We start from the raw sequence: 24,849 nt of genomic DNA, 5'->3' as shown, positions 1-24,849 counted from the left end.
GCAGACTGTTCTGAGGGCGGTCAGGTCAGTCTAGAAAACCCTATCGAACTGCAATCGAACAGCCATATGTTCGCAGATGGAGACCGCCGAATGGCATTTCGATTCGTTCACACGGCCGACATTCACCTCGACTCGCCGCTGCGCTCGCTGGCGCTTCGAAACCGCGACTTGGCCGAACTTGTCGGTGACGCCAGCCGCCAGGCGTTTGTCGCCATTGTCGATCTCTGCCTTGCGGAGCGTGTCGATGCGCTGGTCATCGCCGGCGATCTTTACGATGGCGACCAGACGTCGATGAAAACGGCACGATTCCTGGCCTCACAGATGACGCGGCTGGACCAAGCCGGTATCCGGGTTTTCAAGATCCGCGGCAATCATGACGCCTTGTCGCGGATTTCGAAGCAGCTGGTGTTTCCCGACACGGTCACCATCTTCAGTGGCCGTCCCCAATCGGTGCTGCAGACGGCCGGCGGTCTGGACGTCATGTTTCATGGCTTGAGTTTTGCCAGCCCCAAGGCGCCGGACAGCCTGCTGCCCAAATATCCGGCCGCCCGCGAAGGGGCGGTCAATGTCGGCATGATGCACACCAGCCTGGCCGGATCGCCCGGTCATGATGTCTATGCGCCTTGCAGTGTAGCTGACCTGCATGCTCATGGTTTTGATTACTGGGCGCTCGGGCACATCCATTCTCGCCAGGTCCATCCCGGTGCAAGCACAGTCATCATGCCAGGGATACCGCAGGGTAGGGACATCAACGAGGCCGGCGAGAAATCCGTCACGCTGGTGACGATACGGAACGACCGCTCCATCGAGATCGAGGAAAGGCTGACCAGTGTCGCACAGTTCGAGCGGCTGAGCGTCGACGTGTCCGGGATGATGGAATGGTCTGAAGTGGTCGGGCATGTTCGCTCAGCGCTTCAAGATGTCAGGGCTGCCATCAGGTCCCGTCATGTTGTGGTGCGTCTCGGCCTGACCGGGGCGTCGCCTTTGTCGTGGGCGCTGATCCGCGACCGTGACCTGCTGCTCGCAGAAGCTGAACAGGTTGCGGAACAGACGGGTGACACATGGGTGGAGAAGCTCGAGCTCAACCTCGTTCTACCCACAGCGGAAACATCAGAGGGCATCGCAGACCCGATTTTCGAACTCGCTCAATCCATGCGCGCTGACGCCGGCTCGGAAGCCTTCCGTGCCGAAGCGAGGGCGCTCGTCCAGAAGATGATTGCCGACCTGCCGCCCGACGGGCGCGACTTCGCCGGCAAGGACGAGGCCGGGTTGGAAGCCTTTCTCGACAGAGTGCTTGAGAGCGGCGCCGACCTGGTCACCGCCCGCCTCAAGGCAGGTGGATCGCAATGAGGTTGCGGCGCCTCGACCTGATCCGCTATGGCAAGTTCACCGACCGGACGATCGACTTCGGTCCCAAGCCGGAATCCGGGCCCGACCTGCACATCGTGTTCGGGCTGAACGAGGCCGGCAAGTCGACGGCACTTTCTGGCTATCTCGATCTGCTGTTCGGCATCGAAGAGCGCAGCCGCTACAATTTCCTGCACGAGTACAGCGCGATGCGCATCGGCGGCGTGCTCGAACTCGGTGGCGCGGAGCATGTCTTCACGCGCACGAAACAGCGCAACAACTCGCTGTTGAACGCGATGGGCCAGCCGGTCAGCGAGGTGTCGATAACGGCACACCTTGCCGGCCTGTCCCGAGATGCCTACGCGACCATGTTCTCGCTCGATGACGAGACCCTGGAAGCAGGTGGAAAATCAATCCTGGAGTCGCGCGGCGACCTCGGCAAACTGCTGTTCACGGCCAGCGCCGGTCTTGGGCATGCCAGTGACACGTTGAGCGCGCTTGAGGCCGAAGCCGAGGGGCTTTATCGCAAGCAGGCACATGGAACCGAGCTTGCACTGCTCAAGAAGCGGCTTGCCGAGCTGAAGTCTGGGAAGGACGCGATCGACACCTTGGCGTCGACCTTCGAAACCCTCGAGACAGAGCGCCTTGATGCGACGGAAAAATATGACCGCAGCATCGCCGAACGATCGGTGCTGAAGGCGCGGCTCGATACCATTGCGAAATATCTGCGCGCCGTGCCGGTTCTTGCCGATATCCGACGCAAGGCGGCCCAGCTGGCCGAGCTGCCAGACATCGTATCACCGTCACGGACCTGGACCGGTAGTGTCGCCGACATGATCGAGACCGACGCCAGCTTGAGAACGCGGCTGTCCGCGAGCGCCGACGATCTCGAAAGGGTGACGATGAAAAGCGCCGCGGTCGATGTCGACGACGTGATCCTTGCAATCTCCGAGCGCATTCGTGGCCTGGCCGACCGTAAGGTTCGTTATGTTTCAGCGGGCCTGGACCTGCCAAGCCGCAGGACGGAACTGCAAATCCTCAACAACGCCGTGGCAAGCTGCCTTGCCGCATTGGGAAGATCCTCCGAGTCAGAACCAGCCAAACTGCTTTTGCCGGCAGCAACCGTTGGCGCTGTCCGCGCCATGCTCGAGCAGCGATCTGGTATGGCCACCAGTGTGCGCGTCGCGCGCGATGAAGCCGCGGCAGCCGTTGATGCGCTTCAAGCAGCCCGCGAACGGGTCGGCGAAGAACGGGCCGTGCCCGAGCCTGCCAGGGCAAGACTGGTCTCGGCTTTGTCGACGGCACGCGCCGGCGAGCATTTCGGCGACATCAAGGCGGCAGGCGAGGCTGAGGATGCGGGGGCTATTCGATGGGAGGCTGCATTGGGACGCTTGCACCCATGGTCGGGTGATGCGCGGGCCCTGGCCAGGATCGCCATACCGAATGCTGGGCAGCTTGGTGCATGGAAATCGCTTGCCGCCGATCTCGCGAAGAGCAGGGGCGTCCTTTCAGCACGTCTTGTCGAATACCATGGCGATCACGACGTGCTTTCGGCACGCCTTGATGCGCTGCGTGCCTCGGTCGATGTCACCGACGATGACGCGGCTGCCGCCATTCGGCGCGTACGGGACCAGAGCTGGGCACGGCATCGCGGTTTGCTTACCGGGGACACGGCGGATGAATTCGCGGCAGCGTTGGCGCGAGACGACAGTGTCGGCACAGGCCGTCTCGCCAACGCACGCGAGCTGGTCGAGATACGAACGACAAACCGCAGTCTCGCCGAAGCCGCAGCAGCCATCACGCATATGCGTGACCAACTTGCACAAAACGCTTCAGAACGGGAGGCCGCGCTCATTGACGTTCGCACAGCCGCAAGAGACCTGCTCGCAGAGTGCCCGGAACCGTCGCCTGAACGTCTGATCGAACGAATCGAGGAGGGAATTTCTGCCCGCATCGATGCGCTCGCCGCCTGGGAGGAAATCGAGCTTGCCCGCAAGAAAGCCGGGCGGGCGGCTGACGAGGCAGACCGGATACGCCTGGAGCTGAGCGGGGCGCTTTTGAGCGTCGGCATCGGTTCGGATACCTGCGACAGTCTGGAGACGGTCATGGCTGTCACAGAGCTGTTCCTCGACCGACAGTTCAAGATCGACGCCGAGCGCAGCGAGGCGCTCAAAACAGTCAGCGCAAGGCAGGAGGATCTGGCAGCCAGACGCCGAGCCGTCGACGCGGCGGAGCGCGGTGAGGAAGAGTGGTTGGCCGGTATTGTCGACGCGCTCAAGGGCACCTGGCTCGAAAATGGGCTTTCGGCGCCTGGCGTCGGCACCGTGCTCGATCAATTGGCCGATTTGTCCAAGAGCCTTCAAGACCGCGACGCCATGCAGCTCCGCGTCGATAAGATGGTGGCGGACAGGAACATTTTTTTGGCCGAAGTCACCGCCGTTGCAGCGGAAGTGGGCGAGCCGGCGAACGGCGACGAGCCGGAACAGATAGCGATCCGTCTTGCCGAGCGCCTCGAGCGCGCCGATCGTACCCGCGAGGCGAAAGCAAACCTCGTCACCGATTTGCAGCGCCTGCAGGATGCCCGCGAGTTCCTCGATGCTGAGATTTTTGCACATGAGCGCGACAAGACCGACGTCCTGAGCGTATTTGGCGTGACTACCCTGTCAGAGGTCGTGGAACGCGACGAGCAGCTGCGCAACAGGGATCGGCTGCGCACTGCCGTGGCCGAACTCGAAGAGCAGGCGGCGGCCGAACTCGCGGTGGAAGGGTTCGAGCAGGCGCGCTCGATCCTGGACGCTCTCGATCTCGACAAGCTTGCCATCGAGAGGGCCGAAGCCGATCAGCGGCTTCAGGATCTTGACGAAGCGATCCAACAACAGCTCATTCGGCGAACGCGCGCAGCCGACAAGCTGGATGCAATTGGCGGCGACAGCGCCGTTGCCCGCATTGATGCCGAACGGCGCACCGTCCTTCTGGACATCGAAGACAAGGCCGTCCGCTACGTCGAGCTGAAGCTGGGTGTTATGGCTGCCGGCAATGCGCTGCGCGTCTATCGAGAGCGCCATCGCTCCGGCATGATGGCGCGCGCATCCGATGCTTTCGCGTTGATGACGCGTGGCCAATACTCAGGCCTGACAACCCAACCGATCAAAGGCGGTGAAGTACTGATCGCATTGCAACACGACGGGCAATCCAAGGTCGCCGACGCGCTGTCAAAGGGTGCGCGGTTCCAACTCTATTTGGCCCTGAGGCTTGCGGGATATTACGAATTCGCCCAGTTTCGACCCTCAGTCCCGTTCATCGCCGACGACATCATGGAAACGTTCGACCATGTCCGGTCTGAGGAGGTTTTCCGCTTGTTTGGCGATATGGCGGGTGCCGGACAGGTAATCTACCTCACGCATCACCAGCACCTATGCGAGATCGCCAAGACGGTTGTGCCGGGCGTAACGATCCATGAGCTTGGATAGTCGATTTCTCGCCGCCATTCAGACACAGGCCGTTGCGTACGTCGACCCGACATGCCAGACGTGGCCCTTGTGTTGCGTCTCGACGTCCGGTGAGCGGAACGGAGCGCCCATGACTCGGAGCGGAGCGAACCGGCCCTGAGAGACGCAACCCAGGTGCGGTGCCATCCCAATTGGCTGCGGCGCAGTAAGGTCAACGATGGCGACGACATCAACCGACGAATTCATCCGCGTATCGCAGTTGCTGTCCGGCCTGACCGTGTCGGTTCCCATCATGATGATGACGCGGGAGCAGGTCGAGCGGATCACGCAAGACGCGAGCACAGACACCACGCTCGCAGCGCTTGATCGCGAGCTGCGCACAAAGTTCAAGGCGGTGGCCGCACCGGAAGATCATGTCCAGATGGCGCAGGCCTATGAGGCCTATTCGGAAGCGTCATTCTATCTGGCGATGAAGGACCGCGGTGTTGTCCTGGAGCGCACTCCTGGGACCGGCGGCCACAAAGCGAAGCGGCCGGACTTCCGATATTCGCATGCGTCCGGGCACCTCTATTTCGAGGTCAAGGCGCTCGAAATCGCCGAGCCGTTGCGGCGCCATAAGGAGATCGGTCACGAAGCGCTGGAGATCGCGGCCGAGCTGGAAGAGCGCGCTCACAAACCCGGCATCCATTTTGGCGAACCACACGAAATTTCCGGACTCCTGCCAAATGCCGGCTCGGTCGCCCGGATTGACGACACGATCCAGAAGATCAGCAACAACATCAAGCCTGGTCAGATCAAATATGGTCCCACCGTGCTTGTCGTTGATCTGGGACGTCTCAGCAGCATCGCGCAGGGTCCTTCTGGCTTGTTGCCGGTGTTCTTCCATGAAGCGCCGCCAGCTGAAAGCTGCGTGAGCGGCGAGCTTTGGCAGGTGGCGCTCGGATTGCCGGGCGAACAGATTCTCTCGCTCCCTGAGTTCGACGGCAAAAGCAATCTTGCAGGCCACCAGACCCAGACGGGCATCCTGCGACAGTTCCCCACTCTGATGGCGATCACGTTCCTCCTGCCGCGCTGGAGCGACAAACCCGAATTACTGACCATCTGGAACATCGGCTGGGATCAGACAGCTCTGGAGAACCCTTGCACCCTGAGCGAGCACGAGATCGAGACGGTCCTTCATGATTATTCCGATGGCCTGAACGATCAGCGAAACGAGCTGGGCTGGGAATATCGCGTAAGCCGCTGAACCCCTAACATTACTGTGCCCGAACCTCTCAACTGTCGGTTCGGACGACCTTATGTTGTCCTCGATCAGATCGACCGGGGAACGACCGTCAGGACTGACAGCGACCGGCATTGAAGGAGGTAACATGATCGGTCGTGGATCTGAGTGGCGGCGCTGGGAACCGCATATTCATGCACCAGGCACCGTCCTGAACAACCAGTTCGGCGGTGGCACGCCTTGGGAGACCTATCTCAACACGCTTGAGACTGTCACGCCGAAGATCGAGGCGATCGCGGTGACGGATTACTATCTGACGGACAGCTATCAGGAGGTCCTGAGATGCAAGGCGGCGGGGCGCCTGCCTGGCGTCCAGCTCATTTTCCCGAACGTCGAGCTGCGCCTCGACGTCGCCGCCAAGAGCGGTTTCGTCAACCTCCACCTTCTTGTCAGCCCCGAAGACCCGAAGCACGTCGAGGAATTGCACCGCATCCTTCAGCGCCTTCAGTTCCAGGCTCACGGCGATACCTTCAACTGCACCCGCCAGGATCTGATCTCTCTCGGCAAGAAGGCTGACACCAGCATTATCGATGATCGGGCAGCGCTCGCCCATGGCGCAACGCAGTTTAAGGTCAATTTCGACCACCTTCGGCGGGTCATGCGCGAAAGCGATTGGGCGAAAGCCAACATCCTCGTCGCCGTCGCGGGCGCGGCTGGCGACGGGACGTCAGGCCTGCGCCAGGCCGCCGACGCGACCGTGCGCCAGGAGATCGAAAAGTTCGCGCACATCATCTTCTCGAGCAGCCCGGCGCAGCGCGAGTTTTGGTCCGGACGCCGGGGGGTGACACTCGATCAGCTTCGCGAACGGTACGATGGCTGCAAACCATGCCTGCACGGCAGCGACGCCCATGACCAGCAGACCGTCGGCCAGCCGGTGGAGGAGCGATACTCGTGGATCAAGGGCGGGCTGGAATTCGACGCCCTGCGTCAGGCCTGCATCGACCCCGAGGGCCGCGCCCATGTCGGCGCCGAGCCGCCGCGCACGGCAATGCCTTCCCAGGTAATCTCCCACGTCTCGATCGCCGACGCCGGTTGGGCCGCCACACCCGCGATCCCGCTCAACCCGGGCCTCGTCGCGATCATTGGCGCGCGCGGGTCCGGCAAGACCGCACTCGCTGACGTTATCGCCGCCGGCTGCGATGCGATCGCGCCAGCAGCATGGGGAGCCAACGAGAATATCAGCCCGTCCTTCCTCGTGCGCGCCCGCACGCTTCTCGGCAACGCGACCGCGACACTGGATTGGGGCGGCGGCGCGTCGGTCACGCGTTTCCTGGACGGCCGAGACGCCAACAGCCATCTAGCGTTTCCCCGCGCGCGTTATCTATCTCAGCAGTTCGTCGAGGAGCTTTGCTCCTCCGCCGGTGTTTCTGACGGCCTGATCGCGGAGATCGAACGTGTGATCTTCGAGGCCCATCCCCAGGACGACCGCGACGGCGCTATCGATTTCGCCGAACTGCGCGACTTCCGCACCGCTCGTTTCCAGCAGGCTCGGGAAAGGGAGGCAGACGCGATCGCCGACATTTCCGAACGCATCGCCACCGAAATCGAGAAAGAGGCTTCGGTGGCCGGCCTGTCGCTGCAGGTCACTCAGAAGGACGGTCAGATCAAGAGCTACAACCAGGATCTAGCCAAGCTCGTTGTCAAGGGCAGCGAAGCGCAGGCAAGCCGCCACTCGCAGCTTGGGCAGGCGGTTCAGGCACTTCGCGGAACGATCCTGGCCTATGGCAACCAGCGCCGTACTTTTGTCGCCCTGCAGGACGAGGTGGCCAGCACCCGCGCCACCAAGGCGCCAGAACTTTTGCGCCAGGCCAAGGAACGGCACCAGCACAGCGGCCTGAGTGCGCAGCAGTGGGATGAATTCCTGCTCATCTACAAAGGTAACGTCGACACGAGCCTCGCGGGCTACGTGGCTTGGGCCGACCAGCAGGTCGCAGCACTGACGGGTCCGCCGATCCCGCCCGCAGCCCCGAGCACGCCACTTTTCCCGGACAATGCCGATCTATCCAAGCTGACCCTCAACACGCTTCTGGCCGAGATGGTCCGCCTAGAGGCCTTGGTCAGTGCCGACAATATCGTCCGAAATCAGTACGCCACCCTCTCCCAGCGCATCGCAGTCGAGAACGCGGCGCTTCAAAACCTGCAAACGCGACTGGCCGACGCCCACGGCGCCGCCACACGTCGGAGAGAGCTACAAGGTGAGCGGGATGCGGCCTACGCCCGGGTCTTTCAGGCGATCATCAATGAGCAGGACGCACTTGCTGACCTCTACGCGCCGTTAATGGCTCGCCTCACAGCATCGACAGGCACGCTGCGCAAGCTCGGCTTCTCCGTGTGCCGCGTCGTCGATGTCGCCGCCTGGGGAACGGTCGCCGAAGAAGATCTTCTCGACCGGCGCAAGGCGGGACCGTTCCAGGGTCGCGGCGCGCTGATCGCGCTGGCCGACACCACCCTACGGCCCGCGTGGGAAACAGGGTCGGCCGCAGATGTGCAGGCGGCGATGGCCAGCTTCCTCGCGCTGTATATGAGAGATCTGATTGGCCACGCGCCCTATGCGCAAAACCAGCAGGTGGAATTTCGTACGTGGCTGAAGCAGTTCGCACACTGGCTTTTCGACACGGACCACATCTCGGTCCGCTACGAGATCGTCTATGACGGGATCGACATTCGTAAGCTGTCGCCGGGGGCACGAGGCATCGTGCTTCTCCTGCTCTATCTGGCATTGGACGACGCAGACGACCGCCCCCTTGTCATCGATCAGCCCGAGGAGAATTTGGACCCCAAGTCGGTGTTCGATGAACTCGTTGCCCTGTTCGTGGCCGCCAAGGCCAAGCGTCAGGTGATCATAGTTACTCACAACGCCAACCTCGTCATCAACACGGATGCGGATCAGATCATCGTCGCCGATGCCGGACCGCATCCGGCAGGCGGACTTCCGCCGATCACCTACAGGGCTGGCGGCCTGGAAAACGCTGAAATCCGCAAGGCGGTATGCGACATCCTCGAAGGCGGCGAGGAAGCCTTCCGGGAGCGCGCACGGAGGCTGCGGGTCAGATTAGATCGCTAAGGAAATGCCCCTACTGCCGAGCCGCTGTCTCGCCTCCGAGGAAAGGCTACGCGTTCTGAGCCCTCTGAAGACCAGGACGAAATCTATGATCTGTGCCCTTGGCAACATAAGCACCCGCCTTCGTACATTTCTTTGCCAGATCCATTGCAGTTTAGGTTGCCTATCGAAACGAAACCGCGATCATTCTCGATTCAGGTTGATAGAACTTCTCAGGGTTTGGCTTGGCGTAGGGTTTTCTGCTAAGTCCTGCAGCGTCGAATCTGATGCTCACGAAAGTGCAATAAGAATATGTCCGAAACTGCGTTTCAATTCCTATTGCAATATGAAGGTCAGCCCTTCTACCCGTCTCGATGCTTTATAATAGCTGACCCGAAGATTAAAGATCGCAATCAGTGGACCCTCCAACTGGATTCACCCCAAGACGCCCCCTGGGTTTACCAACTGGATGACATAAAGGATTGGATGTTGCACGGCAGCAAGGCGGTGCGGCAGATCATATACGATCGAAAGGATCCACGCACCCCCTATCGAGACTTGGAGCGGGACGAGGTGTTTCGGGAATACCTTAGAAAAATATTGGAAAAACTACCGCCGGAATATCAATCCCGTCGAAAATACGCCTTGATGCCGTCGATCGCAGACGAAAAAACGCGAACTCGCTATAAGCGTGCCGTGGAGGCCGCCATCCCCGGGATAGCTGTTGTACCAGAGCCGGAAATGGTTGCTGAGTATTTCCGCCTCCTAAAGCGAACCATGGAACTCGAAGCTGGACGAAACAACGTCCTTCTGGTGGTGGATGTGGGCGCTGCGACCACCAATATGACTTTGGTTCTCAGCCGGCGCGATCAAAGTATTGTCAGCCCCGATTCAAAGGGGGCACAGCGTGACCTGCGGCTTCGTGCCCTTCGAGGCGACAGCGTCGGCCACGCGGGCCGTTGGGTCGATCAGCGCCTTTGCGAGCTCCTTGGTGTCGACGTCACCGATGCGGCGTTGCGCGCAATCGAAGACGCGAAAGTTCGATCAAGCTTGGGTGAAACGGCGATTACCTTCAAAGTGCCATTGTCGGAAAAGCAGCTCACGATCGATCGACAGACGCTTGTGCCTGTGTCTGGCGAACTTTGGAGCGGCCTGCGCCCTCTCTTCGAACGACTTTGTGAGCGGCTTTACGACAACCAGACGTCCTCGGCGGACGCGAAGCGCAAGAGCAAGGAGCTTTTCGAACAGCGTGGCGTGACCGGTCCAAGTGATGCCCATCGTTTGATCGACACAATTTTGTTGGCTGGCGGAACAAGTCTGCTCCCTGGCTTCCAGGATGCGATGATGGAGACGCTCTTTCCTGATGGCGATCAGCCAGAGGTCCTTCGGGTTGGGAGCTCTTTCGCAATTGCTGCAGCGGTCGGTGGGCTCGCCCACATTCTGCACAACTACGATCCGCCGCGCCTTCGCGAGCCGAACGAGCAGGGCAGGGACGTTTTTACCGCTCCGCTCGAATCGACACTTCCCTATCCGCTGTTGCTGGGGATGAAGCAGTCCGCAGACCGCGAACAACAAATTATCGTGCTTGATCCAAACGATCCGTTTGTCGACGACGGCGGAAAGCGTCAGATTGAAGATCTACCCGCACTTGCAAAAGGATCGCAGCCAAAAACACGGCTGGTGCCAGGACCCGCGGCGGGTATGTCCGCTCGGCAGGGACGTCAGTTTCGCGCGATGAAGGTACGTGAGTCGCCTGGCAAGATGGAGCTCGAATGGGATCCGGTTCGCGAGCGCGCAACAATCCGTTCGAACCAAGTCGACGAAACGGGTCATCTCTGGATCGATGCCAATATGCTCCGCAAGCGTCAGGAACCAGCTCTAGATCCGTTTGATGAACTGTTGGACTCGGAGGCATTGGCCGTAGACGGTGCGAATGACATTATTCTGGACTTGGGCATGTCCAAAATCGTTGCGGTGACTGCGAACCGCGGTTGGACGTCAGCCCAAGAACTTGAGCGTGTTGTGCGCGAGGGGGTAAACGTTGACGGTCGCGTGCCTGGCACGACTGCGGACAAGAAAGACGATCGGGAGACAGAGCGCCCAGATGCTCTTGATCGCAGCCCTCAGCAACGGGTTTCTCAGGCCAAGGCGGCCGAGGTCGCGAACGGGCAGAGCCTCACGCGAAACCTCGTGCCTGACAATGGCGATATCGGGAAGAACAGCAAAGAGAAAAAAGACAAATCCGGATCGTTCGCGCCGAGTGAACCGGCTGTAGTGCCCGGCTTACCACCCTCAACGCAAGCTACGCCCGATGAGGAAGACCGCTTCAATTGGGGGGAACGCGTTACAGACTCCGAGTTTTCGCAAGCCCTCGCATCACTCAAGGATACTGTCAAATCCGCAGAACCCCATCTGCACTTCGACGACGTTGTCGTGGCTCTGCTTGCGCTCGCTGTGCGGCCATTCGTGCTCCTTGCGGGGCCTCCGGGGTGTGGAAAGTCGACACTTGTCCGGCTTATTGCGCGCATGCTTGGCAAGAAAATTGGCGAGACTTTTCACGAAGTCGCCGTGCAGGCGCATTGGGAAAACGACAGCGTTCTCTTCGGCGAAACGGGCCTCTTGAGCCACCTCCTCAAAGAAAGAACGCTGTCGCATCTGATCCTCTTTGATGAGTTCAACCTCACACGGCCGGAGTACTATCTGTCTCGGCTCTTTCACGCATTGGACGGCGGAAACGGCGTGATCACGCAAGACACAACGATTGCTCCGTGCCGCGTTTTTGGCACGTTGAACATCGATGACTCGTCGCGTCCACCCTCACCAAAGGTCCTGGACCGGTGCTTCCTTCTTGAGCTCAAGCAAGTCTCGTGGGATATGGAGGGGCCAGCCGGGCTCTCTAACCTGGCGTCAATTCCTCCCCTTCCAGGCCTGCCGGCCATATCAGTCGGTGGCGCAAACACCGACGCACGGGTCGATGCAGTGTTGCAAGCGCTGCACCTAGCGGTTCATGATCATGAACTCCGACACGACCTGCTTCCCTCTCGCCGGGTGCTCTCGGACATCAAAGCGCTGCTCAATCTGCACCACAGACTGGACCTTCAGGGCAAAGGATTGTTGGACCGGGATGAATTGGTGGACCGTGTAATCGCGAGCCGTATCCTGGTAAAGTTGTCGGGAGCGTTCGATCAACTGCAACCAGCATTGGACGCGCTAGAGAAGGTCGTTGATGGGGTCGATGAACTCCCCAGAACACGTCGGCGTCTGAAACTGGCGCGTCAGCAAGCGCGTCTCGGATTCATTTCGCCTTGGCAGTAGACAGGTCCACCATTGAAGTTATCCGCGTGATGGGAGCGGATGGTGTCGGTGTTGAGCATCGATGGGAGCCGAACACCTGGTATCTCGTCCGCGACGACTCCCCCTATATCGACATCTTGACCCGCGGCATTGTCGCGCGAGCGAAGGACGTCCACACGAAGCTAGTCCCTCTTGCCGAGCCGGCCGAAGACGGCACCCAGTGGCAGCGATGGAGCTTCGAAAGTGAATTGGCAAGACAGCGTCGTCTGGGCGACATCAGTCTTCCGCTGCAGACTCCGAAAAGCTGTACGTTGCGTTGCTACGTCATTCCAACGGCGCTGCTAAACTACCGCGATGTAATAGCGATGGTCGAAGATATCGAAGCCGAGCTTGGGTTTGCGGCGGCCTGGGATGTGATTGCCGAGCGCCCCGAGCGATCATGGGGTCGCCGCAGCAACAGCGGCGGCATGACGATCCCCTCCGAACTCATTCGTCTGGTTGACGAGGAGTTGCGTGCGGCGCACTCGATACGCCGTGATCCGTTTACCGAGCTGGGACCCCAGTCAAGACGTGGCGTTCCGCTGGCGGAGAATGCAATCGTCTCGCATTGGGCGATGCGCAGATGGAGTCAGATGCGGGATTCGGCTGATGCCGTTGCAAGCAAGCTGAAGTCGCTTCGGTTGAGAGGTGGCCGCAGGAACCCAGAAAAACGACAGGAGAAGATCGACGAAGAGATCAGGCAGTTCACCTCAATTGAGCAACGATTGGGGGATTTTAAGAGCATTCTGGCGCGTCTCGGCAACGACTTGGAACTGACGACTTTTGTGTACCCTAGTCCGTTGTTTCAGCGAGACGTTCGTCTTCGGCAACTTCTTCGCGCCTTTGCTCCCCTTTATTCCGAGGCGCTTTCCGAGATTGAATCTGCGAAGTCGCACTATCCACCTGTGTTTCTAAATAGTTTGTGGGAGCTCTGGGGAGCAGTTTGGCTGGTGAAGGAATTGCGACGTTTGGGCTTCTCTGGCGCCCATTCGACGAATGCGACTGATCTGGCCAAGTCCTGCTCTTGGCGCCTGAAACGAAATGATGTTGTTCTTGAACTGGATTACGAGGCGGAACCTGTGTTCGTCGACTACGAGAAACTTCCGCCGGCGCACGAACGCGATATCCCTGCACTCGAGTGGGCGGCACGTAATCAGGAACTCGACGCTGAGCGTCCCTTTCTTGGATTGGAGCTTCGTTGCTCACCTGATTATCTGATCAGGATCACGACACCGAATGGAAAGTTGCTGATGGTTGGCGATGCATGCCTGGCAAGCCCAAAGCATCACGGGAAGAACAACAAACTCGACGTCAAGCCGCATACGGTCGAGATGTACAGGAGAACGTTGGGGTGGTCGACCGAAGCTCACATTGTTCGGTGTCACCCTATGGGCGGTTTCGTCATATTCCCGCCGCCCGCGGGCGCGTGGGTCGATATTGAGCGCCTACCCGGTGCGGGCGACTGCACCATCCTTTGCCCAAGTCCGCAAGGTGACCCGGAAGCAAGCCGACGGTTGGAAAGCTTACTCATGACCGTGGCGCCGGAGATTTGTAAGTAGCAAACGGGGACCAGCGGCTTTTTTCTGATCTGTGCAGCAAGTGCCCGCCGCGCAGAGGAAAGGGCTCTCATGGCTGTCTGCGGCTACCCGGCGGCCAGGAAAAACGATCGCTTGGCCAAGGCCCGATACCTATTAGAGATCGAGGCGTGCGGTGAACTCGACCTGCCAGCGCACATGCGGGCTCTTCTCCGCTCAACGATGTGGAAGGCGTAAACCTTGACGCCGCGTAGCCGGTCAGTCCGTATCAGATCACCCTGAGCTCGCTGGCTGAGGCTTTCCGGAACGTTTGTCCAGCACCAACTTGTAACTGATCTTCTGACCATCATTGAGGCTCCGAAAGCCGGAGCGCACCTTTCCCGATCTCATCCTTGGCGACGCAAATTTTCTTCCTTCTCGGTCCGGCCAAATCATTTGAGGATAGCGTGTCATAATCGGGACAAGCGCGCCGGAGGCCACATATTCATGTGCGATGCAATCGGGGAGCCAGGCGATCCGAGGAGCAGCGCTGGGAGACACAGCGCGACCGCGGCCGAGACGAGCGTTTCGAATGAACCGCTCCTTGTCCGAGACATGCTTACGAATTTCGGGCAACGAACACGGCAAATTCTCATAACCTCTGCCTGCCTGAGCAGCCTCCTATTGAGAAGCCGTTGACGTGAGCAATTGCCAAGGGACTGCTGCGCGGCAGCGAGCTCTTAATCCTCGATCTCGACGTCGGCGTTTCGACGGCTGGCGGAAAAGTCGGGGACAATGTCGCCCGCCAGCAACTTCTCTTTTGACAGCAGGCCTGCATCCTCGAGCGCCTCGAAATCCGGCAGGTCGCGCAACGTGTCGAGCCCGAACTCCAGCAGGAATTTTTTGGTGGTGACGTAGGTGTAGGGCGCGCCCGGCGTCGGGCTACGCGGACCGGACGCAATCAGCTTCGCACCGCGCAGATGACCAATTAAATCGCGGCTGATCTCCTTGCCGAAGAAAGACGACAGTTCGGCGCGGGTGATCGGCTGGAAGTAGCCGATGCACATCAGCACCAGAACCTCAGACTGCGTAAGGTCGGCGGTCTTCCCACTTCCACCTACAGCAGCGCGGATGGCGTCTGCATAGGCAGGCCGGGTCAAATGTTTCCAGCCGCCGGCGACCGAAACCAGATCGTAAGGGCGGCCGCGCAGCTCCTCGCGGATGTCGTCGATGAGAAGATCAATGCTGCAGCTTTTCCCGACAATGCGGGCGAGCATTTCGCGGTCGACCGGCTCGCTAGCGGCGAAGATCGTTGCCTCGACTCGGTGCATCCATTCACGCCAACGCGCTTCCGGCGGCAGATGATCCAGTTCCCGGTCAAACAGCTGGTCAGCTGATCGACGGTCATCTGGCTGGCTCCCTCCTCGCCTACGTGCAGTCTCCGCCATTGTCTTCACAGCCCGTAGATGCGGAAGGTGGCGCGGCCGGACAATTCACGCACGGCACCGAGCTCGACCAGCCGGTCGAACAGGCGGCGCAGGCCGCGATCGCTCATGCCGGCGATTTGTTCCGAAGCGACGATCGCGTCGTCAGAGAGCAGCCTTTCCACGACGACGTCCGCCGCCTTGGCCCTGAGTTTCGGCGCAACCGCAAGCAGCCGATCCGCGCGGCGCTCGAGCTCAGCGGACAGATCAATCGCACGCAACGCAGCGCGCGCCTGCGCGGCAAGCAGATCTTTCGCACGCTCAGGATCTGTCTCAGTGCCTGTCGCCACCGATCTGGCTGCCGATCGACGCGAGCGACCGCTTGTTCCCAAGGCCGCTTCGGCGCCCAACAGCGGCACGGCCTGCGTCCAACCCAGCCGTTGCGCCAGCAGGGCGTCCGCGAGCCAACATCCGAAGGCTCGTGCGAAGCCATACCTTTCGGCGGCCGTGAACGCGCCGGTCAGCATGCCGACCATTCCGATGCTCGCGGAAAGCTGTCGAAGATCATCTGCCAGTTCGCCGACTGCGTCGTCGTCGCGGCGGAGACCAAGGTCATCCAGCACCGCGCCGATGCTCGCCTCGGTCAGCAGTTTCTCGGCAGGCGTGCCAGCCAGCCGGCGCCAGGCAAGCAGCATCGATCCGGCGGGACCGACGGACAAAAAATCGCCCGGCCGCGTGAGCAGCACCGCATCGCGCAATGCTGCCTCATCTTCGACGCGGCCCGCCTGCTTTGCCGTTACCGCGGCCGCCGAAAGTGCCAGCCGCTGCCGCCAGGCGCCGGCCCACCGCTCCTGCCGCCGAACCACCGCATCGAGTGCGCTGATGGTGGCGCCTGCGATGAGCGCCACCTCCTCAACATTTTTTCCAGCAAGGCTTTGCGCATCGGGAACCGCCCGACGCAACCAAGCAGGCACGGCGGCTTTCGATGCAGCGACGCTGGCTTCACCAGTCAGCGTACCGTGGTAGCGCAGGGACAGTTTGGGTCGAAGAATCATCCGCGATAGGATGAATCCTGGCGGCGCTTTTAGCAACCCAATTTGCACATAACCGCCGCGCCTGTCGCGCACATTAAATGAATGATAATCTTGCATTATCGTTCGTTTTGGTCTTTATAGAGGAAATGGCCCCTATCGTCGATCAAAACCCCGAAAATCGTACTCGGCATCGCTCCGCTCGGCCACAGGAAACGGCGCGGGGTGTCGATCAAATCGCGCAGGTGGCCTCGGCCGGGCACGACACGCCGATCGCCGACGACCTGCCCGACATCGTCGACGTTGTCATGGAGATGGGTCGTATCCCGGAGGAACCGCCGGCCGAAGCCCCCTCCCCTCTCCCGGCCGTCGCCAATCCCCGCCTGCCGGCGCATCTCGACGCGCTGGCCGATCGCGCCCGCGACTATGTCGAGGCGGCGAGTTCCGCCAATACGCGTCGGGCCTATGCGGCTGATTGGAAGCATTTTGCGAGTTGGTGCCGGCGCCAGGGCGTCGAAACGTTCCCGCCGGATGCCCAGGTGGTCGGGCTCTACATCACCGCGTGCGCCTCTGGCACGGCGACCGGCGACAAGAAGCCGAACTCGGTGTCCACGATCGAGCGCCGGCTTTCCTCACTGACGTGGAACTATGCGCAGCGCGGCCAGCCGCTCGACAGGAAGGACCGCCATATCGCGACCGTCATGGCCGGCATTCGCAACAAGCACGCCTCCCCACCCCGGCAGAAGGAGGCGGTGTTGCCGGAAGATCTGATCGCCATGCTGGAGACGCTCGACCGCGGCACGCTACGCGGCCTGCGCGACCGCGCCATGCTGCTCTTGGGTTTCGCTGGCGGCCTGCGGCGCTCCGAGATCGTGGCTTTGGATGTCGGCCGCGACCAGACCGAGGACGGCCGAGGCTGGATCGAGATCCTTGACAAGGGCATGCTCGTTTCTCTTCGCGGCAAGACCGGCTGGCGGGAGGTCGAAGTCGGGCGCGGCTCGTCCGATGCCACCTGCCCGGTTGTCGCGGTGCAGACCTGGCTCAAGCTCGCCCGTATCGCGCATGGTCCCCTCTTCAGGCGCGTCACCGGCCAGGGCAAGGCGGTCGGCGCCGATCGGCTCAACGACCAGGAGGTCGCGCGCCTGGTCAAGCGCACTGCGCTGGCGGCCGGCGTGCGCGGCGATCTGTCGGAAGGCGAACGAGCAAAGCTCTTTGCCGGACATTCGCTACGCGCTGGCCTCGCCTCTTCGGCCGAAGTGGATGAGCGCTATGTGCAAAAGCAGCTCGGCCATGCCTCGGCTGAAATGACTCGCCGCTATCAGCGCAGACGCGATCGCTTCCGTATCAATCTCACCAAGGCGAGCGGACTATAGGCCGGGCACGCCTCTCCCCTGCCCTTCGGATGCCGAGAAGTACGTTATCGCCAGGATAGCTGGTCCTTCGGCAACCGGCCGCTTGGGTCGAATACGGTTATCTTGTGCGGCAGACCCGGACCCCAGTCCCAAAGGACCAGGTTACGATCCTCCATCTCGGCGCTCGGCGCGAAACTTGGGACCACAATGCCGGCAATACTCCGAGGCCGCAGCCGGTCGTAGACGGACCAGGACGCCGGGCGCTCTCCGTCGCTAAGCGCCGTCGCCCAGGCGCAGGCCATGTCCTCGAGCGCGATAGAAAATTCTCCCCTCGCCTCGTCCGTTGTCAGATCCACGATGTCGTCGCAGTCGATCTCATAGGAACACAGCACGCAAGGATCGATCCGGTGCGCGAACCCCTGGTTGGCTTCCTTGACCGCTGTCATGATGGTCAGCGCCAAATAGAGCGCCGGCACGCCTTTGGGATTAAATCGCGCACCTCTGATCGCCGCCCCTTCGCCGGAAGTCGGCTTGAATGCCCAACGTGGATCGTGTGCGCGGTAGCAGGTTCCAACGAACCTCACGCAAACCCGCCAACGGCCATGTGATCGAGATAGTCACGGACCGCTGCTGCCTTGCCGTCCTTCACCAGCGCCTCAGCGGTGCGTCCGCCAAATGCTGGAAGCGGCTGAGCTCGATACCAAGCCATCGCCTGCTCCTTGCCGCCCGCCCAATCCGTCACGCGACTTATGATCTCGAGCATTTCCCGCAGACGCCCCTGTGTCTTAACCGTAGCGCTGCGCTCTGAGCGATAAAGGGTCTCGCGAGCAAGACCGGCGGTCTGGGCCAACTGGCCCTTGGACATGCCAAAACCATCCGCGACCTGCTCGATCGCAATCTTCCCGTTCCGGTCCATGTAGGACAAAACGAGAGGTCCATTCTGCTCGGGGATCTTGAGTGCATGGGCCACAGAATTCATCCTACCATATTGAGAGTCATATTTCTTGTGCAAAAGATATGGCAGTTCTCGGCACCTTTCAAGCCCAGGACCGAACCATTCAAGCTGCTGCCACGGTCTGCGCGCTTATGTCGAAGCAGCGAGTTCGGCAAACACCCGTCGCGCCTATGCCGCCAACTGGAAGCATTTTTTGAGCCTGGTGCCGGCGTAAGCCGTTTGATCCGCAGCCGCCAGATCCACAGATCGTCGGCCTCAACGTCACGGTCCAGGCCTCGGGATCGGCAAGGGACACAAGTCGGCGTCGACCATCGAGTGCTGCCTGTCGTCGCTGACTTGGCACGCAACGCGGTCGACCGTTCGACCGAGAGGACCGGCATATCGCCACGGTGCTCGCCGGCATCCGTAACAAACACGCCTCTCCTCCCATCAAAGGAAGCCATCCTGCGCGACGTTCTTCTCGCCATGCTGGAAACGCTTGATCGCGGCACCTGCGCGGTCTGCGCGACCGCGTCATGCTGCTTTTGGGCTTCGCCGGTGGCTTGCGCCGATCCGAATCGTCGGCCTCGATGTTGCCGGCTGGCGACAAATCCTAGCCATTGAATTTGCCATTCGCGAGAATCGCTCGGCACGGAAAGAATGCCTCGTTGCAAAAGGGGGCCGTGGGGCGTCTGACTGGCCAGCCCGGCGGGGGCGATCACGAAGCGCGATTTGCCAGCAATCGACACCGTTTGGCACGTGGGCGCCCCACGCGCACTCTCCTCCGGTGCGTCGACGATGAGGCAAGCAAGAGGCTGCTGCGCCGTCAGGCAACTTCCCTCTGGGTCTAGTCCAAGTGTTGGCGAAGGATCCTGAGGACGTATCGAGAACCAAACTTCTCGCACAACTCGTCCGCCCGTACTTTGAGTTCCCAGCTGGGAACAGCTCTTCAAGTTGGAGGCTTGCACGGCACCAATAAACCTAGATACCCATCAACTTTATGGTTGGGGCATGTGGCTCTCGGGTGGGTTGGCGCTTCCAGAGTTAGCGTGAGTCGAAAACGGTCACGCCGTCGCTGATACTTGCGTGTCATCTCGGTAGGCGTGGCGAAGCTGCTTCTGCTCATAGCGCTCTCGCACGCCGGCGGCCAAGGCCGCGCGTTTGACCAGCCGCGCCACCTCCTGACCGTTCAGATGCTCGGCTTCCACCACTTTGCCCTGACCGGTGACGCCGCGGAACAGGGGACCATGCGCAATACGGGCCAGCTTCAGCCAGGTCTGCAGGGCGACGATCGGCAGGTGGCGTCGGACGAGCCGCGACCAATTCGACCTCCGCCAGCCAGTCTTGCCCCGCAACGTAACCGGCACGCCCCTTGTCTGGAAAGAATTCAATCCAGCGGCGACCGTTGGTTTGATCGCGCGACATCGGAAGCGGCGTGGCATGGCCGCATCATCACAACATAACCGATCGTTGCCGATGCGAACGACCGCCCGAGCTCCGCGCCTGCCGTCACAAAGAGATTTCGCCGCCGGGCCAATGTGGCGGTCTCTCCAGGCGTCGAAAGGTGCCTGCACTGTTGTAGGTCACTCGCCGCCGTACGCGGAAAGCTAGAGGCCAACCGGAACACCGACGTCGACTGCAACTTGAGGCACAGGAAGCCGGCGACCACGAAAAGTTCCCAGCTGGGAACTGCCTTGTGTCCATTTGCTCGAATACTCCGAATCGGGCATAAGCCAGTAACGGAAAAACCGCGTAATTCGAAAAGTTGGCGTAGTTGGCGTGGCGTTAACGGCTTGTTAACCACAGTCGCTATCATTGTGGCTGGGTGCAAGAGGAGAATCTGGGTGACGCGGCATCTAAGTAGCCTTCAGTTCATGAATACCTTTTCGACGAAACTCGAGAAGGCACTCAACAATCTTTCGTTGGCTCAGTATCCTCCTGACGCGGTTCGTACCATGCGCAAATTCACTTCGACCGAAGTGGCGGCGTTGCTGGGAGTGACCGAAGCTTATATACGCCAGGTTTCCTTAAAAGGGCAGGGACCCGAGCCAGAGGCAACAACCACCGGAAAGCGCCTATATTCCGTGGGGCAGGTGCTTGAGCTTCGGATGCATCTGGCGGAAAAGGCGCGAAAGAAGTGGATCAATCCTCGTCGCGTTGATGGCGAAGACTGCCAGATCATCGCGATCACCAACTTCAAAGGCGGATCGTCCAAGACAGCGACCACTATTCACTTGGGTCACTGGCTGGCACTTCGTGGGTATCGCGTTCTCGCAGTCGACATGGATCCCCAGGCGTCGTTAACCAGTCTGCAAGGAGCATTACCGGGATTTGACTACCGAGAAGGTGATACCCTTTACTCGGCGATCCGGTTTGACGATCCGGTGCCAACAGAAAAAATTGTGCATCAGACACATATCATCGGATTCGACGTCATCTGCGCCGGTCTTGAGCTGACAGAATTCGAAACCGCCGTTACCCTTGAGATGCGCAAGAGCGGTGGGACGAGTTTCCTTCTTCGAGTGTCACAGGCGCTAGAACAGATCGTTGATCGCTACGACATCGTTCTTCTCGACTGCGCTCCGTCACTCAATTTCCTGACGCTTTCCTCGCTCACGGCCGCTACCGGGGTCCTCATCCCAGTTCCGGCTCACATGCTCGATGTCGATTCCACAGGCAAGTTTTTGGAGCTGGCCGCGTCTTATATGCAAATCCTGGATGAGGCTGGTGCAGGTGCGCGTTGGGATTTCGCCAAATTCCTCATCACCAAATTTGAGGCGAATGACCACCCGCAAGCCAATATGCAGGCCCTAATGCGTCAAGTTTTTGGCGAGGATCTACTTCTGAATTCAGTCTCCAAATCAACTGCAGTTGCCGACGCTCTCACTTGGAAGCAGAGCCTCTACGAAGTGCAACGATCGAGGTTCTCGGCACCTAAAACTTATGATCGTGCAATCGAATCGATCAATGCCGCGAACGCGGAAATAGAAAGCCTCATCACGATGGCATGGAGGCGTGAACAGTGAGCCGCAAAGATTCTAAGGGCATGTTTGCTGCTGTTTTGGGGCAACTTGGGGAGGAGAATTCGGAGGAAGCCCTCAGCCGTCGCACGTCATCCCCACACCTGATGAAGGTAGCGGCTGGTGTTCGCCAAATGCAAGAGCGTAGCGATATAGCCGACAAGTTATTGAAGTCAGGCGAACAGATCATTGAACTCGATCCCGACAAAATACGGCCGTCATCTATCACCGATCGATATGATGACGCCTATGAGATTTCCGCCATCGCTGAAATCACAGAATCCATGCGGGAGCGCGGTCAAATTGTGCCGGGATTGGTTCGACCAGTACAAGGCAAGGATGGCGAGTTTCAAATCGTCTATGGTCGCAGAAGACTAGCGGCAGCTAAGCAGCTTGGGATCGGCTTCAAAGCGGCCGTCCGCGAGCTAACCGATGAACAAGCTGTCATTTTCCAAGGGGAAGAAAACACAGCTCGAGAGGATCTTTCATACATCGAAAAATGCGCTTTTGCGCTTGCGCAACAGGAAGCAGGATACAAACGGGATACCATCTGCGCTTCGTTGTCGACCGGAAAATCGCACGTCTCCGAGATGATCAAAATCGCCTCCTCGGTCGACAAGGAGATACTGCAATCGATTGGTAAAGCCCCCGGGATTGGTCGAGGACGATGGCAGGAATTCTCAAACCGCTATTCCGTCGATGGCTCACTCGCGAAAGCCTTCGATCTTACTCACAAAAACAAATTCCGCGAGGCAACGTCCGATGACAGGTTCATCATGCTGCTTGAGACGCTCCCGTCGGATACCAATGCGATTAAAGGACCTGCGGCTCCGCCCAAGCCATCAAAGCCCATGATTGCTATGAAATCGTGGGCTGCTCCAGACAAAACGGTCAGCGTCAGCCTCAAAGACAACGGAAAAACTACCATGATTGCCGTGGGAGAGGCCGAAGGATCGCGTTTCGCAGCGTTTATCGCCGGACAACTGGACGACCTGTTTGAGGCCTTTCGGAAGTCCACCACGAAACAAGGAGTCTGAAGCCGCAAAAGAAAAAGGCCCCCGAACGGCAAGCCGTGGAAGCCTCTCTCTGAACTAAGCACTCCGAGAATCGCATCTCCACGAATCACTGTCAAGAGTCATTGGCGTCGTTTTGGCGAGCAGATTTCTTTTGCCTAATCGAGGGTGAAAGAAAATGGAGACGGGTATTGCAACGACGCCCTTTGGGCGGCGGCCGATGTCGCTTGCCATGTTGGCAGCGCAAAACGATTCACGTGAAATCCCCAAGGGCAGGGTCGTCGACAAGTGGCAGATCTACCGCAACCTCTGCGAAGGCAAGAGCATCGTCGGCATCGGCGATCGTGCTCTGGCCGTCCTGAATGCGTTGTTATCTTTCTATCCTGACAGTGAGTTGAGTGAGGAGAACGATCTCATCGTCTTTCCCTCAAACGCTCAGCTGTCGCTCAGGGCGCACGGGATGCCTGATGCCACGCTCCGGCGGCACCTGGCGGCTCTTGTTGACTGCGGGCTGATCACCCGTCGGGATAGCCCGAACGGCAAGCGTTACGCCCGCAAGGGCAGGGGAGGGGAGATCGAGGAAGCATTTGGCTTCTCCCTGGCGCCGCTGCTGGCCCGTGCTTACGAATTCCAGGCGGCGGCCGAGCGTGTTCGCGCCGACAACAGGGCGCTCAGGCTTATGCGCGAGCGGATCACCTTGCACCGCCGTGACATCCATAAGCTGATAGAGGCGGCCCTTGATGAAGACGTCCCTGGCGACTGGGGAGGCCTGTGGAAGCGCTTCCGCGGCGTTGTGGAGGCAATTCCTCGCCGAGCTTGCATTGCCGAGCTCGGGCCCATCGTCGCCGATCTGGCCGCCTTGCGTGAGGATGTGGATAAGCTGCTGGAAATTCATATGAAATCTACGAATCCGAGCGGCAATGACTCTCAAAACGAGCGGCAGCAATCTGATTCAAATACCGACTCTATTTTTGAATTTGAACCTGCTTTAGAGAAAAGCGGGGCGACGGCCGAGCCCAGGACGAGGACCGCAGAGGCGCCGAAAACATACCCGCTGGGGATGGTGCTAAAGGCCTGCCCCGAAATTGCGGATTATGCCGTCGACGGGATCGGCAATTGGCGCGATCTCATGATAACCGCCGCCCAGGTGAGGGGATATCTGGGCGTTTCGCCGTCAGCGTATGAGGAGGCTTGCCATGTGATGGGCCAGGAGATCGCGGCGATCGTGATTGCCTGCATTCTGCAAAGGGCGCAGCACATCAACTCGGCCGGCGGCTATTTGCGGGTATTGACCGAAAAGGCAACGGCAGGGCAGTTCTCAGTCGGGCCGATGCTGATGGCGGCGCTCAAGGCGAACGGGAGGACGGCGAGGATGACGGGATGACGAGCGCCAATCCCGCAGCTTGTCCCTTTGCGAAATCGCATCAGGCATGCAAGCTTCAGTGCACCAAGAGAACAAGTCTGGTGGCCTACGGCATGTCGTTGAAGTGTCACCCTTGCTGACCCATATGCGCGGTGCGTCGGATGTTTCCTCCCATTCGTCTGGCGCGTTCCCCTCTGGAGGTTTTGACCTTCATACCTGGCCGGGCCTTTGGTCCGGCCTTTTTCATGCGTGCGAGAAACTGGCAAACGGGGCGACGACGTCCGGCCACTGATTGGGCATCTCGCTACCAAGATCGTCCAATATCGCCTTGCCCCTCCCGGCGAACTGAGAACCATTATCAGAGCTGTCAAGCCGACGGCTTATGTTCGCCAGTCCGGCAGGTGAAGACTCGCACATGGCCGTTTTCTCGGCCTGCCATTCTCTCCAGTCATGCAGGCTTGTCGAAGACCATGGGCAATCCACGTTTAGACGCCATCTCGACGACCAGTTTTTCGATTGCTTGATCGGAAAGGCGGGTCTGCAGTGTCGTACGAATCCGCTTAACCAGTTCGTGCACCGGCAACGGGGCGAGATCCTCGGCATCATCGAGAAACCGACTGACTTCGATCACAACGTCAGCATCGAAGTCGCTCGGCAAATCTCTCATATCCCATCTCCGATCGAGGTAAATTGCGGTCTTGCTGACCGATGTCGCTTTAAGCAGATGAACGTCGGTTGTTTCCCGCG

15 protein-coding genes and 3 pseudogenes are annotated in these 24,849 nt (G+C 59.9%); 11 read left to right on the top strand and 7 right to left on the bottom strand.

Going from position 1 to position 24,849, the window contains the following annotated elements:
* The first annotated feature begins 90 nt into the window (after positions 1-90).
* From AC1DX6_RS25240 to AC1DX6_RS25215, 6 genes are all read left to right on the top strand, one after another.
* Positions 91-1,350 carry a metallophosphoesterase family protein gene (locus tag AC1DX6_RS25240; RefSeq protein ID WP_477318361.1) on the top strand — a complete coding sequence of 420 codons (1,260 nt, stop codon included), beginning with the start codon at positions 91-93 and terminating at the stop codon, positions 1,348-1,350.
* Entirely contained in the window at positions 1,347-4,817 is a 3,471-nt protein-coding gene (locus AC1DX6_RS25235; RefSeq protein WP_477318359.1) for an AAA family ATPase, read from the top strand. The genes AC1DX6_RS25240 and AC1DX6_RS25235 overlap by 4 nt, the downstream gene beginning before the upstream one ends.
* A gap of 196 nt (positions 4,818-5,013) precedes the next feature.
* Positions 5,014-6,042 (top strand): hypothetical protein, encoded by a 1,029-nt coding sequence (locus tag AC1DX6_RS25230; RefSeq protein ID WP_140776928.1) that lies wholly within the window; start codon positions 5,014-5,016, stop codon positions 6,040-6,042.
* Between the two features lie 124 nt (positions 6,043-6,166).
* Positions 6,167-9,142 (top strand): TrlF family AAA-like ATPase, encoded by a 2,976-nt coding sequence (locus tag AC1DX6_RS25225; RefSeq protein ID WP_477318357.1) that lies wholly within the window; start codon positions 6,167-6,169, stop codon positions 9,140-9,142.
* Between the two features lie 462 nt (positions 9,143-9,604).
* Positions 9,605-12,433, top strand: coding sequence for an AAA family ATPase (locus AC1DX6_RS25220; RefSeq protein ID WP_477318355.1), 2,829 nt, complete (start codon positions 9,605-9,607; stop codon positions 12,431-12,433).
* Positions 12,424-14,010: a hypothetical protein gene (locus tag AC1DX6_RS25215; RefSeq protein ID WP_477318353.1), complete on the top strand. Its 1,587-nt coding sequence runs from the start codon at positions 12,424-12,426 to the stop codon at positions 14,008-14,010. Before AC1DX6_RS25220 ends, AC1DX6_RS25215 begins: the two co-directional genes overlap by 10 nt.
* Positions 14,011-14,424: 414 nt before the next feature.
* On the opposite strand, the pseudogene AC1DX6_RS25210 reads toward AC1DX6_RS25215, so the two are convergent.
* From AC1DX6_RS25210 to AC1DX6_RS25200, 3 genes and pseudogenes are all read right to left on the bottom strand, one after another.
* A pseudogene (locus AC1DX6_RS25210) lies at positions 14,425-14,508 on the bottom strand (LysR family transcriptional regulator); the annotation flags it as partial.
* 197 nt (positions 14,509-14,705) lie between these two features.
* Positions 14,706-15,413 carry an SMC-Scp complex subunit ScpB gene (gene scpB / locus AC1DX6_RS25205; protein WP_477318351.1) on the bottom strand — a complete coding sequence of 236 codons (708 nt, stop codon included), beginning with the start codon at positions 15,411-15,413 and terminating at the stop codon, positions 14,706-14,708.
* A gap of 5 nt (positions 15,414-15,418) precedes the next feature.
* On the bottom strand, positions 15,419-16,444 hold the full coding sequence (locus tag AC1DX6_RS25200) for a DUF1403 family protein (RefSeq protein ID WP_477318721.1): 1,026 nt from the start codon (positions 16,442-16,444) through the stop codon (positions 15,419-15,421).
* Positions 16,445-16,569: 125 nt separating this feature from the next.
* On the opposite strand from AC1DX6_RS25200, the gene AC1DX6_RS25195 reads away from it, so the two are divergent.
* Positions 16,570-17,793, top strand: coding sequence for a site-specific integrase (locus tag AC1DX6_RS25195; protein WP_477318349.1), 1,224 nt, complete (start codon positions 16,570-16,572; stop codon positions 17,791-17,793).
* Positions 17,794-17,837: 44 nt separating this feature from the next.
* Here the strand turns inward: AC1DX6_RS25195 and AC1DX6_RS25190 are convergent, their stop codons facing one another.
* Both AC1DX6_RS25190 and AC1DX6_RS25185 read right to left on the bottom strand, forming a co-directional pair.
* Complete coding sequence (locus AC1DX6_RS25190; protein ID WP_135883098.1) at positions 17,838-18,356, bottom strand: RES family NAD+ phosphorylase; 519 nt, start codon at positions 18,354-18,356, stop codon at positions 17,838-17,840.
* Entirely contained in the window at positions 18,353-18,742 is a 390-nt protein-coding gene (locus AC1DX6_RS25185) for an MbcA/ParS/Xre antitoxin family protein (protein ID WP_135867138.1), read from the bottom strand. Before AC1DX6_RS25185 ends, AC1DX6_RS25190 begins: the two co-directional genes overlap by 4 nt.
* 106 nt (positions 18,743-18,848) lie before the next feature.
* Here AC1DX6_RS25185 and AC1DX6_RS25180 point away from each other — a divergent pair.
* Positions 18,849-19,304, top strand: a pseudogene (locus tag AC1DX6_RS25180) (integrase); the annotation flags it as partial.
* A 444-nt stretch (positions 19,305-19,748) separates the two neighbouring features.
* On the opposite strand, the pseudogene AC1DX6_RS25175 reads toward AC1DX6_RS25180, so the two are convergent.
* A pseudogene (locus tag AC1DX6_RS25175) lies at positions 19,749-20,137 on the bottom strand (site-specific integrase); the annotation flags it as partial.
* Positions 20,138-20,550: 413 nt separating this feature from the next.
* Here AC1DX6_RS25175 and repA point away from each other — a divergent pair.
* The 3 genes from repA to repC all read left to right on the top strand — a co-directional run bounded on the left by repA (position 20,551) and on the right by repC (position 24,123).
* A complete protein-coding gene (repA, locus tag AC1DX6_RS25170) occupies positions 20,551-21,732 on the top strand; it encodes a plasmid partitioning protein RepA (RefSeq protein WP_477318346.1) in 1,182 nt (393 codons plus the stop codon).
* Complete coding sequence (gene repB / locus AC1DX6_RS25165) at positions 21,729-22,763, top strand: plasmid partitioning protein RepB (RefSeq protein ID WP_477318344.1); 1,035 nt, start codon at positions 21,729-21,731, stop codon at positions 22,761-22,763. Before repA ends, repB begins: the two co-directional genes overlap by 4 nt.
* A 154-nt stretch (positions 22,764-22,917) precedes the next feature.
* Positions 22,918-24,123: a plasmid replication protein RepC gene (gene repC, locus AC1DX6_RS25160; RefSeq protein WP_477318342.1), complete on the top strand. Its 1,206-nt coding sequence runs from the start codon at positions 22,918-22,920 to the stop codon at positions 24,121-24,123.
* 427 nt (positions 24,124-24,550) lie between these two features.
* On the opposite strand, the gene AC1DX6_RS25155 is transcribed toward repC, so the two are convergent.
* The gene (locus AC1DX6_RS25155; protein WP_127399524.1) at positions 24,551-24,769 is read right to left on the bottom strand and encodes a hypothetical protein; all 219 of its coding nucleotides are present in this window, start codon (positions 24,767-24,769) and stop codon (positions 24,551-24,553) included.
* Positions 24,770-24,849 lie beyond the last annotated feature (80 nt).

Source organism: Mesorhizobium sp. P2_C4 (assembly GCF_056404575.1).
The sequence above is the reverse complement of the archived record's forward strand: the minus strand, read 5'-3'. Positions and strand labels throughout refer to the sequence as shown.